This is a genomic window from Novosphingobium beihaiense (assembly GCF_022832375.1).
GTDB classification, from domain to species: domain Bacteria; phylum Pseudomonadota; class Alphaproteobacteria; order Sphingomonadales; family Sphingomonadaceae; genus Novosphingobium; species Novosphingobium beihaiensis.
Map to the genome: position 1 here is coordinate 20,335 of NZ_JALHLG010000045.1, position 13,894 is coordinate 34,228.

Consider the following 13,894-nt stretch of genomic DNA (forward strand, 5'->3'; position numbering starts at 1 on the left):
CTGTGAAGTCCCGTCCCGGCGCCTCTTGCAGGACGCGAACAAATCTGGAACACAGCCTTTCCATGAGTCTCTCCCACATCACGGTACGCGGCGCGCGCGAGCATAACCTCAAGGGTTTCGATATCGAGCTTCCGCGCGAGAAGCTGATTGTCATCACCGGGCTTTCGGGTTCGGGCAAGTCGAGCCTTGCGTTCGATACGATCTATGCCGAGGGGCAGCGGCGCTATGTGGAGAGCCTCTCCGCTTATGCGCGCCAGTTTCTGGAGATGATGCAGAAGCCCGATGTCGAGCATATCGACGGGCTTTCCCCCGCGATCTCGATCGAGCAGAAGACCACCAGCCGCAACCCGCGTTCCACCGTGGCGACGGTGACCGAGATCTGGGACTACATGCGCCTGCTCTGGGCGCGGGTGGGTGTGCCCTATTCGCCTGCCACCGGTTTGCCGATCGAGGCGCAGACGGTGTCCAACATGGTGGACCGGGTGATGGCGCTGCCCGAAGGCACGCGGCTCTATCTGCTCGCGCCGGTGGTGCGCGGGCGCAAGGGGGAATACCGCAAGGAACTGGCCGAGTGGCAGAAGGCAGGCTACACCCGCGTGCGGATCGACGGCGAACTCTACCAGATCGAGGACGCCCCCGCGCTCGACAAGAAGTACAAGCACGACATCGAAGTGGTGGTGGACCGCATCGCCGTGAAGGACGGCATCCAGACGCGGCTGGCCGACAGCTTCGAACAGGCGCTCAAGCTGGCCGAGGGGCTGGCCTATGCCGATCTGGCGGACAAGACGGTGGCTGAGGTGATGGGCCCTTCGACAAGCTCAGGGCGAGCGGAGGGTGGTTCTGAAACCAGTCCCGCTCAGCCTGAGCCTGTCGAAGGCCGCGCACAGGGTAAGAACCTCAAGGGCGCAGGCCTCCCCCCCAACCGCATCGTCTTCAGCGAAAAGTTCGCCTGCCCGGTCTCCGGCTTCACGATCGAGGAGATCGAGCCGCGCCTGTTCTCGTTCAACGCGCCGCAGGGGGCCTGTCCGGCCTGCGACGGGCTGGGCGAGAAGCTACTGTTCGATCCGCAACTGGTGGTCCCGAACGAGGCCCTTACGCTGAAGCAGGGCGCTATCGTGCCCTGGGCCAAGTCCAATCCGCCCAGCCCTTATTACATGCAGGTGCTCTCCAGCCTCGCCGCGCATTTCGGGTTCGATCTCACCACGCCCTGGCACGATCTGCCCAAGGAAGTGCGTATCGTCATTCTCTATGGCACCGCGGGCGCGCCGGTGCCGCTGACGTTCAAGGACGGGCGCAAGGAATATACCGTCACCAAGCCGTTCGAAGGCGTGATCGGCAATCTCAACCGACGCATGATCCAGACCGACTCTGCGTGGATGCGCGAGGAGCTTTCCAAGTTCCAGACCGCGCAGCCCTGCGAAGTGTGCGACGGCAAGCGCCTCAAGCCCGAGGCGCTCAGCGTCAAGATCGCGGGCAGCGACATTGCCGATGCCGCACGGCTTTCGGTGGCCGATGCCTTCGCATGGTTCGGTGCGCTGGAGGGCAAGCTCACCAGCCAGCAGCAGCAGATCGCCAAGGCCATCCTGAAAGAGATCAACGAGAGGCTCGGCTTCCTCAACAACGTCGGGCTCGACTACCTCAACCTTGACCGCACGAGCGGCACGCTTTCGGGCGGGGAGAGCCAGCGCATCCGGCTCGCCAGCCAGATCGGCTCGGGGCTGTCGGGCGTGCTCTACGTGCTCGACGAGCCCAGCATCGGCCTCCACCAGCGCGACAACGACCGGCTGCTGGAAACGCTCAAGCGCCTGCGCGACCTTGGCAACACGGTGATCGTGGTCGAGCATGACGAGGACGCGATCCGCACCGCCGATCATGTGGTGGACCTCGGCCCCGGCGCGGGCGTCCACGGGGGCGAGGTGGTGGCCGAAGGCACGCTCAAGCAAGTGTTGAAAAGCAAGACCAGCCTCACCGCCCAATACCTCAACGGCACCCGCCGGATCGAGGTGCCCGAGACGCGCCGCAAGGGCAACGGCCACTTCGTCACCGTGGAGAACGCGCGCGCCAACAACCTCACCGGGGTGACGGCGAAGTTCCCGCTCGGTACCTTCTGCTGCGTCACCGGGGTTTCCGGCTCGGGCAAGTCCAGCCTCACGCTCGACACGCTCCACGCCGCCGCGGCGCGCACGCTGAACGGGGCGCGGGTGATCGCCGGGCCGCATGACCGCGTGACCGGCCTTGAAATGTGCGACAAGGTGATCGAGATCGACCAGTCCCCGATCGGCCGCACCCCGCGCTCCAACCCGGCCACTTACACCGGCGCCTTCACCCAGATCCGCGACTGGTTCGCGGGCCTGCCGGAATCGGAAGCGCGCGGCTACAAGCCCGGGCGCTTCAGCTTCAACGTCAAGGGCGGCCGGTGCGAGGCGTGCCAGGGCGACGGCCTGATCAAGATCGAGATGCACTTCCTGCCCGACGTCTATGTGACGTGCGAGGAATGCCACGGCAAGCGCTACAACCGCGAGACGCTGGAAGTGAAGTTCAAGGGCCACTCGATCGCCGACGTGCTCGACATGACGATCGAGGACGCGGAAGAGTTCTTCAAGGCGGTGCCGCCGATCCGCGACAAGATGCACATGCTGAACGAAGTGGGCCTCGGCTACGTCAAGGTGGGCCAGCAGGCGACGACGCTATCGGGCGGCGAGGCCCAGCGCGTGAAACTCGCCAAGGAACTCGCCCGCCGCTCGACCGGGCAGACGCTCTACATCCTCGACGAGCCGACCACCGGCCTCCACTTCGAGGACGTGCGCAAACTGCTCGAAGTGCTCCACCGCCTTGTCGACCAGGGCAATTCGGTGGTGGTGATCGAACACAACCTCGACGTGATCAAGACCGCCGACTGGATCATCGACCTCGGCCCCGAAGGCGGCGTGCGCGGCGGGGAGATCATTGCCGCTGGCACACCCGAACAGATCGTCAAGGAACCGAGATCCTTTACCGGGCACTACCTCAAGCCCTTGCTCGACGTGCGGCAATGATGCCTGCCCCCGCGAAGGCGGGGGTGGCGGAGGGGACGCCGGAAGAGGTGGTGCAGAACCCGCGCTCGTTCACGGGGCATTATTTGAAGCCGTTGCTGGAGAAGTGACAAATCCTCCCCGAACTTGCTCGGGGAGCCTCTTTTTGGCCAATTTCAGATTTATCCTCTGCAAATATGCCAAACTTGCAGGAGGCATCGGATGTTTTCGTTTAGTCTGGAAACTGCATCCGGAAGCGATCAATGGCAGGTAGCGTCAGGTTGACAAGGAGTCGAATTTTGCGGAAAGATCTGGTTATGTTCCAAGATCGCAATCTTTCCGAGGCAGGTGCAGACCTGTTGGCGTTAGCCAATGGCAAATCATTCGGCACGGTTCTAGCTGATCCGCCGTGGCAATTTCAGAATCGGACCGGAAAAGTGGCGCCTGAGCACAAGCGCCTCAATCGCTACGGAACGATGACTCTTGATGAAATTTGCGATTTGCCGGTGGCTGATGTCACCGCTGATCCCGCCCATCTGTACCTTTGGGTGCCCAATGCGCTGCTGCCTGATGGTCTTCGGGTGATGGAAGCGTGGGGGTTCCGATACATTTCGAACATCGTTTGGCATAAGGTTCGCAAGGATGGCGGCTCCGATGGACGCGGCGTCGGCTTCTATTTTCGCAATGTTACGGAACTGTTGTTGTTCGGTGTGCGAGGCAAGAATGCACGAACGCTTGATCCGGGTCGTAGCCAGGTCAACATGATTCAATCGCGAAAGCGGGAGCACAGTCGGAAGCCTGACGAGCAGTACAAGATTATTGAGGATTGCAGTTGGGGGCCACGGCTCGAAATGTTCAGCCGTGGCAGCCGCAAGGGCTGGACAGTGTGGGGCAATCAGGCTGACGAGAGTTATGAGCCTACATGGGATACGTACAAGTTCAACTCTCGGGCGATTGCGGCAGAATGACTGACATGGCGGATGACGATGACGTTGAAGAATTTGATGAGGATTTTGAGGGGCAGTTGGATGTCTCTACTGGTAGGGGAGCGGATCCTAAAGAGTTGGTAGAGGCGATTTTTGGCGCTGAGCTCTGTGAAAAGTTTGAGATTTTCAGTTACCGGAATGCGGCCTCCATTCTAAAGGGAGGGTTTTCCGCGCACTTTGATAGCATTGTCGCCGGATTAGAGAAATTTAGTATAACAAAGGAGATGATCCGCTTTCCGGGCGGGAGTAAAGGGCAGATTGCAAAATACGTTGATACGCTCTTTTTAGAAAGCGAAGGTTGGCGCGAAACCCGAATTTCAGCAGATTTGCATGTGAAACTCCTTCATGCAAAAAAGAAGAATTTAGTGTTTGATGAATATGTTCGGAACGGTTTTCTTGATGGCCACCGTATTGATTTTTTACGAGGAAGAGTCGCTTTAGACCTTGAATGGAATAGCAAAGATCAGACTTATGATCGGGATTTGTATGCGTTTTCTGCATTTTACGATGCTGGGGCTGTCGACGTTGGTGCAATCCTGACACGTGGCTCAAGTCTCGATTCGAATTTCTTTCGTGGATTGGGAAGGGTTTTAAAGAAAGACGGTACGGAAGGCGCAAAAGAAGTATATAAAAAATTTGGCGCTTCGACTACTTGGATGGGTAAGTTGTTATACCGTTTGGATGCTGGTCGAAACGGCGGATGTCCTGTACTCGCAATCGGCATAACGCCAAATTGCGTCGTTGATTGAATATTAGAAGTGTGAGCGATGATGGTGTCGAAGACATCATTGGCTAATCGTGAGACGGTCATCGACATTACCGAATTCGGGGACGCCTTGCGTGCTGCAAGGCAGAGCTTGACGCCAAGTCTTGAGCCCACCTTAGCCGCAAGGCACACCGCCGACAGTATGGGGAGCGCGAGGGCGATGGCCCTCGCATTGTCCTTCTTCCCTTCAAACCATTTTCCTACAGCCCCCGAACTGCGATAGATGGTTCGTTCACCTCGGCGCCGCCGTCCGGGCCGTGCCGTGGCCTCTTCCTGCGGGTTTCCCGCTTTGTGCGAGGTGGACGATGACGGACTTTTCGGATGAATTGGGTGGTGGGGCTTTCGATCAACTTGGCGTGAGCGGGGGAGGGCGGGATGTGCCGCCTGTGCCCCTCCACCATCCTGCGGATGGTCCCCCTCCCCCTAAGGGGGAGGATTTTCCCCTCCACCACCCGGCGGGGCCGGGCGGTCCCCCTCCCCGAGACGAGCTCGGGGAGGAACGGGATTGTCCGCCTACTCGGTTTGGGCGGGGGTGGATTCCGGTGGAGCGGGACATTGGGCTTCCCGATGACGATCTGCCGATCGACCAGCGCGACGATGCCTGGTTTGCGGCGCGCTATCCCTCTTATGACGAGCTTTACGATGGCGATGTGCCGCCGCGCGCGGTGCCTTCGCCGGATGGGGTGGTCAGCGAGTGGGCCTGTCCGGCGACAGGCGGGTTTTGCCGCAAGCCGCCTGCGTGCGACGATCCCGCTTTCGTGCCGCATCATGCCTGGGACGGGGATCGCAAGCTGCGGTTTCTCCATCATCTGGCGGAGAAGGGCGATGTGCGGGCGGCAGCCTCGCGGGTGGGGATGAGCCGGCAGTCGGCCTATCTGCTGCGGCGGCGCGACGGGGCCTTTGCGCAAGGGTGGCAGGCGGCGCTGGTGCTGGCGCGGCGCCATGCCGAGGAAGTGCTGGCGACGCGCGCGCTCGACGGGATCGAGGAGGCGGTGTGGTTCCGGGGCGAGTTGGTGGGCAAGAAGCGGCGCTATGACACTCGGCTGTTGCTGGCGCACCTCGCGCGGCTCGACCGGATGGCCGAGGAGGCCGGGCCTTGCGAGGACCGTTTCGACGAGTTGCTGGCGATGGTCGCGGGCGAGCGGCCGGAGGCGCATTTCGAGCAGGACGAGGCGGGCGCGGAAGGCGCCGATGCCGTGAGCGCGGATGCGCGCGTGCTGGAAGCGGACCGCGCGCTGGAGGACTGGGGCGGGGCGCATGATCCCCTGCCGCTGCCGCCGGGGCGGGCGGCCTATGTGCTCTCCAGCGCCGAGCCTGCGTGGATCGCGGCGAATGGGGCGTGGGACGAGGCGGCCGGGGAAGTCGAGCGGGCTTATGAGGAGGCGCATGGCTGCGGGCCGCACGAGGAGGACCGGCCGGAGCACTTGCCCGATCCGGTCTATCCGCCGTTGCCGCTCTATAGTGCCTTTCGCGAGGCGAGCGCGGCGCGCTGGGACGGCTGGCAGGGCTGTGCCTTTGGCCGGGTGGATGCGGCGTTCGCGGCGGAGGGCGGTCTGGCGGTTCGCGATGGCGCGGGGGCTTCGGGAGAGGCGCAGAACGGCGGCGCGCAGGCGGGGCCTGCCGAGTACAAATCTTTGGATGGGCCCGGACCGGATTTGCCTCTGGACTGTGTAAACCGTGTCAACCTGGCGACTCGCCGCAGCCCCGGAACGGTTGGACGAAGGGCGCGAAAAGGCCGGGAACGGAATGCGGGTTATGCCGTTTGCGGCTGTGAAGGCCGGTACGGCGCAGCTCCCCCCCCCTGCTGTTGCCGTGCCGGTCTGACTTTTTCAGCAGATCCGGAAAAGGCGCGCCAGGCGGCGGAACGCGGCGCGAGTGTGCCCCCGGCGCGCAGGGCGCCGCGCGGGCTTGCGGCCTGCGCAGCGGGGTGTCCGTTGGCGGGGGTTAGTTAGAGGGGGCGAGGACGGCGAGCTGGACGCGGCCGTGGCCTCTGCGGACAAGGCCGATCTGTTGGGCGGCGGCTTGCGAAAGGTCGATCACGCGGTTTGCGTGGAAGGGGCCGCGGTCGTTGATGGTGACGATGACCGTGTCGCCAGTCGCCTCGTTGGTTACTTGCACCTGGGTGCCGAAGGGCAGGGTGCGGTGCGCGGCGGTGAGGGCGGCGGGGTCGAACGGTTCGCCGCTGGCGGTGCGGTTGCCAGCGAAACGGGGGCCGTAGTAGCTGGCGACGCCTTCGCCGAACGGCTCGAACTGCGGTTCCGTCACTGCGTCCGCGTCGGTGGACACGGCCGGGGCGATGGCGGCAACGGAGGCGGAGGGTTCAACGGCGGCATCGGCATGAACCGGTCCCGCAAGCGGCAGAGTGGCCGTCATCGCCAGGGCTGCGAGAAAACCGGTGTGCTGAAATGACAAAACTGACCACGCTTCGCCGTTGACGATGGCGGGACTCCTACAGGCTGGGCCTGCGGGGGGCTAGCCATGCAAAAGCGGCCCGCCGCGCTTTGGCAACGGGCCGCCTGATGCGGTTAACCGGTTGGAAAGACTCAGCGATCGCGCTGGGCGAGCAAACGGAGCCTCAGGGCGTTGAGCTTGATGAAGCCTGCCGCGTCCTTCTGATCGTAGGCGCCGGCGTCGTCCTCGAAGGTGACGTGGCGTTCGGAATAGAGCGAATCCGGGCTCTTGCGGCCAACGACGGAGGCGCTGCCCTTGTAGAGCTTGAGCCGCACGGTGCCGTTGACGCGCTCCTGCGAGTGGTCGATCGCGGCTTGCAGCATCTCGCGCTCCGGGGCGAACCAGAAGCCGTTGTAGATGAGCTCGGCATACTTGGGCATCAGCTCATCCTTGAGGTGGGCGGCGCCCCGGTCGAGCGTGATCTGTTCGATGCCGCGGTGGGCGGCGGCGTAGATGGTGCCGCCCGGCGTCTCGTACATGCCGCGCGACTTCATGCCGACGAAGCGGTTCTCGACGAGGTCGAGGCGGCCGATGCCATGCTTGCGGCCCAGCTCGTTGAGGGCGGTGAGGAGCGTGGCCGGGCTCATCGCTTCGCCGTTGAGGGCAACGCCGTCGCCCTTCTCGAAGTCGATGGTGATGTATTCCGGCAGGTCCGGCGCATCCTCGGGATTGACGGTGCGCGAGTAGACATAGTCCGGGGTCTCTTCCCACGGGTCTTCCAGCACTTTGCCTTCGGAGGAAGTGTGCAGCAGGTTGGCGTCGGTGGAGAAGGGGCTTTCGCCGCGCTTGTCCTTAGGCACCGGGATCTGGTGCTGCTCGGCCCAGGCGATGAGGGCGGTGCGGGAGTTGAGATCCCACTCGCGCCAGGGGGCGATGACCTTGATGCTGGGATCGAGCGCATAGGCGCTGAGTTCGAAGCGGACCTGATCGTTGCCCTTGCCGGTGGCGCCGTGGGCGATGGCATCGGCGCCGGTTTCGCGGGCGATCTCGATCAGGCGCTTGGAAATCAGCGGGCGCGCGATCGAGGTGCCGAGCAGGTAGTCGCCTTCGTAGCGGGCATTGGCGCGGAACATCGGGAAGACGAAATCGCGCACGAATTCCTCGCGCAGGTCGTCGATATAGATGTGCTTGTCCGGCACGCCCATGAGCTGCGCCTTGGCGCGGGCGGGCTCAAGCTCCTCACCCTGGCCGAGGTCGGCGGTGAAGGTCACCACCTCGCAATTGTAAGTGACCTGCAGCCACTTGAGGATGACGCTGGTATCGAGACCGCCGGAATAGGCGAGGACGACCTTCTTGATATCGGACATGGACTCTGCGAGCTCCACTGGAAACGCGGGAAATGCGACGCGCGCCTAACAGTGTGGGGCGCGCGGCGCAATGCCGGGTTTTCACCGGCTTTGCAGGAACTGCGCCTCCCGCTGGGCCATATAGCCGCGCGTCAGGGGCAGGGCATGGCGGTTGCGGGCGTACTGGATCTGGTAATTGCACATGCTTCCGCTTTCGAACGCAGCCGTCGCCCCGGCGAGGTAGAAGGTCCACATGCGGTAGAAGCGCTCGTCGTAAAGAGCGATGATCGCCTCCTTGTTCGCCACACAGCGCTTGTACCATTCGCGCAGGGTGAAGGCGTAGTGCAGACGCAGATTTTCGACGTCGGTGGCGATCAGGCGGACCTTTTCGCTGGCTGCTACCGTCTCGCTGAGCGCGGGGATATAGCCGCCGGGGAAGATGTACTTGCGGGTGAAGGCATCGGTGGCGCCGGGGCCGCCCATGCGGCCGATGGTGTGGAGCAGCATCACGCCGTCGTCATCGAGCATCTTCGCGCAGTCGCGGAAGAAGCGGGGAAACTGCGCCTGGCCGACATGTTCGAACATGCCGACCGAGACGATGCGGTCAAACCGCTCGCCGCGCGCGGCCAGATCGCGGTAGTCGACCAGCTCGAAGTCGATCCGCCCGGCCACGCCTGCCGCCGTGGCGCGTTCCCGGGCCAGCGCAAGCTGTTCCTCGCTCAGCGTGATGCCTTTGACGGAAACGTCCGCATGACGGGCCAGATAGATTGCCATGCCGCCCCAGCCGCAGCCGATATCGAGTACTTTCTGGCCGGGTTCGAGTGCCAGCTTGGCGGCGATGTGGGCGAGCTTGGCCTCCTGCGCTTCCTCCAGGCTCATATCCTCGCGCGGCCAGTAGGCGCAGGAATACTGCATGTGATCGGCATCGAGGAACAGCCGGTAGAGCGCGTTGCCGATGTCATAGTGATGGGCGACGTTGGCCTTGGCCCGGGTGGCGCGATTCACCCCGTCGATCAGCGTCACCGCGCGGGCGCGCACTTTCTTGAAGGCGGAGCTTTCGCGGACTTCGCCACCCTTGTCCCAGCGGCTGTTGGCGCGCAGGAGCTGGACGAGGGCCATGATATCGCCCTCTTCGATCACCAGTTCGCCGTCCATGAAGGCTTCGGCCGCGCCAAGGCGGGGGTCAGTGAGGATCTTCCGCTCAGCCGCGGCACTGGTGAAACGCAGCCGCACGTCTGGAAAGCCTTCGGCAGGCGTCCCGAAGCGTTTTACGCTGCCGTCGGGCCGGGTAACTTCGAGGACGCCCTGGCGGACGCCGCGTTGCAGGAAACGGTCTAGAATGGCCATGGCACTCAATAGCTTGCGGGCGTAGCCCAAGGGGGGAACTTCAGACTAGCGGCTTTCATCGCGTTGACCAGTGCCGCATTCACTGTGCACGGCCATTGTCATTGCCGCGCCAGAAACAGGACATCGCGTTCCTGCGCGAGCAGGTGCTGGCCGGAATCGACGAAAACGGTTTCTCCGCTGGCGAGCCAGCCGCCGGCGAGAAACAGGGCGGCACCAGCAATGTCGCGGGGGGTGGCCTTGCGGTGGAGCAGGTTCATGCGGTGCGAGATCTCGGCTTCCGCCTCGGTCTGGTCGTGGCTGGCGAGGATCGCCCCGGGCGCGATGCCATAGATGCGGTCGCGCGGATCGGCGCGCGCCATGGACAGCATCCGGATCGTTGATGCGAGCGCGTGCTTGCTCATCGTGTAGGAGAAGAAATCGGGGTTGGGATTGTGCAGTTTCTGATCGGTCACATGGATCAGCCGCCGCCCTTGCGGGCTGCGCGCCTGCGCCAGAAAAGCCTGCCCAATGCGCGCGGGCATCCCGGCGTTGACCCGCATGGCGGTTTCGAAGACCGCCGGTTCCAGATCCTGCGCGGTATCGAGATCGAACACGCTGGCGCAGTTGACGAGAAGCCGCCAGTCATCGAGCCGCTCGGCCAGCGCGGCGATCATCGCCGGGCCCTGTTCCCAGTCGTTGAGATCGCAGCTCACGATTTCGGCGGAGGGCAGTTCGGCGGCCAGCGCTTCGGCCTGCGCCTGGGAGGTTCCGTAATGGATCACCACGTGCCACCCCGCCCCGGCAAAGGCCCGCGCGATGGCCGCGCCGATTCGCTTGGCGCCGCCTGTCACGAGCATGGCAGGCCGTGAATTCACGCGAACGCTCCCCGACAATTCACAATGCCGAACGCAGGTTGACACGGTTTACACTGTCCAGAGGAAGAACCCGGTCCCCTGGCCGGACAGGCTCCGCAGCCGGAGGAAAGGACGGGAAAGACAGGGGAAAGAAGGACAGGCATCCAGGCCATTGGAGCATAGCCGTGCCGTGTAGGAAAGGGCCCTTGCCGCAATTGCACCGGGAATCGCCGGAGCGGGCCCGGAAGTTGAAAAGGCGCGCTGCCATATGCGGCAGCGCGCCTTTCTCATGACGGCAGTGTGATCAGCGGCAGCGCGGGCGCGAGTGGTTGCGGTCCACTTCGCGGCCGAGCAGGGCGCCCGCGGCGGCGCCGAGGATCGTGCCGGTGGCACGGTCGCCGCGGGTGTCGATCGCCCGGCCGACCAGAGCGCCTGCTACGCCGCCGACCAGGAGGCCGGTCGTGCCGTTGGACTTGCGGCAATAATAGCGGCCGTTTTCGCCGCGCCAGTAACGGATGCCGTTGTCGGTCCGGTGATATTCGCGGCGGTCGTGGTGGCGGTGGCCATGCGCCTCGGCGGGAACGGTGAACGCGGTGGCCGCCGGGATGGTGAGCGCCGCCATCGAAGCGGCCAGAATAGCTTTGCGCATAAGATTTGCCCTCATACTTGCTGGGTGGTTCGGTGGAGGTAACGCCCGAACTTGTTCATGGGTCCACAACCTCAGATGAACGGCTGCACAAGGCGCGAAAAGCGCGGTGAGCGGGGCTCAGGGAGAGGTGAACCGGTTGTAACCGAGGCACCGTCTCACATTCGAGACAGGGGGCGGGGCTGTGCGATGAACCGTTATTGCCTGCCATGTCTCTGCAATCCTATGCCCTGTCATCTTGCCTGAATCGCTCTGAAAACAATGGGAGATTTACGATGTCGAAGACCATGAAGGCCGCTGTCGTGCGGGAGTTCGGCAAACCGCTGGTGATCGAGGAAGTGCCCGTGCCCGAACCCGGCCCTGGCATGATCCAGGTGGCGATCCAGGCCTCCGGTGTGTGTCACACCGACCTGCATGCAGCGGAAGGCGACTGGCCGGTGAAGCCCGAGCCGCCGTTCATTCCCGGCCACGAAGGCGTGGGCTTCGTTTCCGCCGTCGGTGCCGGGGTGAAGCATGTGAAGGAAGGCGACCGGGTTGGCGTGCCGTGGCTCTATACTGCTTGCGGGCATTGCAAGCATTGTCTGGGCGGCTGGGAAACCCTGTGCGAGGAGCAGCTCAACACCGGCTATTCGGTGAACGGCGGCTTTGCGGACTATGTGATCGCCGATCCCAACTTCGTCGGCCATCTGCCGGACAATGTCTCGTTCACCGAAATCGCACCGGTGCTCTGCGCGGGCGTAACGGTCTACAAGGGGCTCAAGATGACCGACACCCGGCCGGGCGACTGGGTGGTGGTGTCCGGCATCGGCGGGCTGGGCCATATGGCCGTGCAATATGCCAAGGCGATGGGCATGAACGTGGCGGCCGTCGATATCGACGATGCCAAGCTCGATCTGGCGCGCAGGCTGGGGGCGAGCGTCACGGTCAATGCCATGACCGAACGCGATCCCGCCGCCGCGATCAAGCGCGAGACGAGCGGCGGCGCACAGGGCGTGCTGGTGACGGCGGTGAGCCCGAAGGCCTTCGAGCAAGCGCTGGGCATGGTTTGGCGCGGTGGCACGGTGGCGCTGAACGGGCTGCCGCCGGGTGATTTCCCGCTGCCGATCTTCGACATGGTGCTGAACGGCATTACCGTGCGCGGTTCGATCGTCGGCACCCGGCTGGACCTTCAGGAATCGCTCGATTTCGCGGGCGACGGCAAGGTGAAGGCAACTGTGGCGACCGAGAAGCTGGAGAATATCAACGACATTTTCGGCCGCATGCACAAGGGCGAGATCGAAGGGCGCATCGTGCTCGATATGGCGGATTGAGCGAATCCGCTGTTTGCGGAAGGCACAAGAAAGGCGCGCCGCCCGGCTGGCGGCGCGCCTTTTCGTTTGTGCGTCTTGCGCGGCCTGATCAGCGGCAGCGCAGTTTGCCCCGGTCGATCTCGCGCCCGAGCACGCCGCCCAGTACGCCGCCGAGCAGCGCGCCCAGCGTCTTGTCGCCGCGCCCAGCGATTTCGTGGCCTGCCAGCGCGCCCACGCCCGCACCGATGATCAGCCCGGTCGTGCCATTGTCGCGGCGGCAGTAGTAGCGGCCGTCACGCCCGCGCCAGACATGGGAATGGCGGGTGATGCGGCGGGGCGAGACATAGCGGCCGCGCGAATCGTAGATGCGCCGGTCATAGCGCCGGTGCCTGTCATAACGGCGGTCCCGGTAGTCGTGGCGGTGATCGTACCGGCCATATGCGGGCGCATGGCGCGGCGGATCCGCAGCGGCAGGGACAGCCGAAAGCGCGGCGGCGGCAGCCGTCAGAGCCAGCAGCAGTTTCTTCATTTCATGGCCTCCTGAAAACACCTGTTCGAACCTGTGCCGCCGTTCCTGTCCCCCGCAGGCGCAACGTTTGATGAACCGCTGGCGGGAAAAGAGGGAGAGAAGAGACAGGGCGAGACCCGTATGCGTTCAAATTCATGAGATACGATGGAGGTTCCGGGGCGCGCGTCTTTTTTCGCAGAGTGTTGTGCCGCGAAAGGCGAAAAAAGCAGGAAAGGCCGGCGTGGCCAGTCCTCCCTGTCGCGCAGCGATGGGGAGGTGGCGCGCACGAAGTGCGTGACGGAGGGGTTTCTTCCCCCTCCACCACCAGCTTCGCTGGCGGTCCCCCTCCCCATCGCTGCGCGACAGGGAGGATTGATGCGCTGCTACCCCGCCTTCTTCGGCAGCGCGATTTCGGCGGTGCCCAGGCACATCTTCACGCCCTTCTGGTTTTGCATGAGGTGCTTGACCTGAACGAGGTGGCGGCCTTCGCCGTCGACCATCTTGTCCACCACTTCGGCGCTCTGGATGGTGATGTCTCCGGTCAGAGCGGGGCCGCGGTAGTTGGCGGTGGAGTGCACCACCATGCCGTGCTCGCCCGCCCAGCCGGAGAGGAAGTCCGTCACCCACGATCCCATCGAGGCGCCATAGCCATAGCCGCGCGGCATCCCGATGCGGCGGGCGTACTTGGGGAACAGGTGCCCGCGCGAGGGGCCGTAATAGGCGCCGTCGGTGAGGAAGGGGTTGACCTTCATCATGTCCGGATCGTTTTCG

Annotated in this window: 12 protein-coding genes; 5 read left to right on the forward strand and 7 right to left on the reverse strand. The window is 63.8% G+C overall.

The window, feature by feature from the left end; genetic code table 11:
• Nucleotides 1–62: 62 nt before the first annotated feature.
• From uvrA to MTR66_RS18425, 4 genes are all read left to right on the forward strand, one after another.
• Complete coding sequence (uvrA, locus tag MTR66_RS18410) at nucleotides 63–3,035, forward strand: excinuclease ABC subunit UvrA (protein ID WP_243923688.1); 2,973 nt, start codon at nucleotides 63–65, stop codon at nucleotides 3,033–3,035.
• A 275-nt stretch (nucleotides 3,036–3,310) separates the two neighbouring features.
• Entirely contained in the window at nucleotides 3,311–3,979 is a 669-nt protein-coding gene (locus tag MTR66_RS18415) for an MT-A70 family methyltransferase (protein ID WP_243923689.1), read from the forward strand.
• Between the two features lie 5 nt (nucleotides 3,980–3,984).
• Nucleotides 3,985–4,746, forward strand: coding sequence for a BglII/BstYI family type II restriction endonuclease (locus MTR66_RS18420; RefSeq protein ID WP_243923690.1), 762 nt, complete (start codon nucleotides 3,985–3,987; stop codon nucleotides 4,744–4,746).
• 559 nt (nucleotides 4,747–5,305) lie between these two features.
• Nucleotides 5,306–6,715 (forward strand): hypothetical protein, encoded by a 1,410-nt coding sequence (locus tag MTR66_RS18425; protein WP_243923691.1) that lies wholly within the window; start codon nucleotides 5,306–5,308, stop codon nucleotides 6,713–6,715.
• Here MTR66_RS18425 and MTR66_RS18430 read toward each other — a convergent pair.
• From MTR66_RS18430 to MTR66_RS18450, 5 genes are all read right to left on the reverse strand, one after another.
• Nucleotides 6,708–7,136, reverse strand: a complete 429-nt coding sequence (locus tag MTR66_RS18430; protein WP_243923693.1) for a septal ring lytic transglycosylase RlpA family protein — start codon at nucleotides 7,134–7,136, stop codon at nucleotides 6,708–6,710. The genes MTR66_RS18425 and MTR66_RS18430 overlap by 8 nt on opposite strands.
• Before the next feature lie 170 nt (nucleotides 7,137–7,306).
• The gene (locus tag MTR66_RS18435; RefSeq protein ID WP_243923695.1) at nucleotides 7,307–8,521 is read right to left on the reverse strand and encodes an argininosuccinate synthase; all 1,215 of its coding nucleotides are present in this window, start codon (nucleotides 8,519–8,521) and stop codon (nucleotides 7,307–7,309) included.
• Nucleotides 8,522–8,602: 81 nt separating this feature from the next.
• Nucleotides 8,603–9,847 (reverse strand): SAM-dependent methyltransferase, encoded by a 1,245-nt coding sequence (locus tag MTR66_RS18440; protein WP_243923697.1) that lies wholly within the window; start codon nucleotides 9,845–9,847, stop codon nucleotides 8,603–8,605.
• Nucleotides 9,848–9,945: 98 nt separating this feature from the next.
• Entirely contained in the window at nucleotides 9,946–10,683 is a 738-nt protein-coding gene (locus tag MTR66_RS18445; RefSeq protein WP_243923712.1) for an SDR family oxidoreductase, read from the reverse strand.
• Between the two features lie 301 nt (nucleotides 10,684–10,984).
• Nucleotides 10,985–11,329, reverse strand: a complete 345-nt coding sequence (locus MTR66_RS18450; RefSeq protein ID WP_243923699.1) for a glycine zipper 2TM domain-containing protein — start codon at nucleotides 11,327–11,329, stop codon at nucleotides 10,985–10,987.
• A 272-nt stretch (nucleotides 11,330–11,601) separates the two neighbouring features.
• On the opposite strand from MTR66_RS18450, the gene adhP reads away from it, so the two are divergent.
• Nucleotides 11,602–12,636 (forward strand): alcohol dehydrogenase AdhP, encoded by a 1,035-nt coding sequence (gene adhP / locus MTR66_RS18455; protein ID WP_243923702.1) that lies wholly within the window; start codon nucleotides 11,602–11,604, stop codon nucleotides 12,634–12,636.
• Nucleotides 12,637–12,724: 88 nt separating this feature from the next.
• Here the strand turns inward: adhP and MTR66_RS18460 are convergent, their stop codons facing one another.
• Both MTR66_RS18460 and MTR66_RS18465 read right to left on the reverse strand, forming a co-directional pair.
• On the reverse strand, nucleotides 12,725–13,144 hold the full coding sequence (locus MTR66_RS18460; protein WP_243923711.1) for a glycine zipper 2TM domain-containing protein: 420 nt from the start codon (nucleotides 13,142–13,144) through the stop codon (nucleotides 12,725–12,727).
• Between the two features lie 362 nt (nucleotides 13,145–13,506).
• Nucleotides 13,507–13,894 (reverse strand): hotdog family protein (locus tag MTR66_RS18465; protein ID WP_461824338.1); only part of this gene is annotated, 388 nt, incomplete at its 5' end.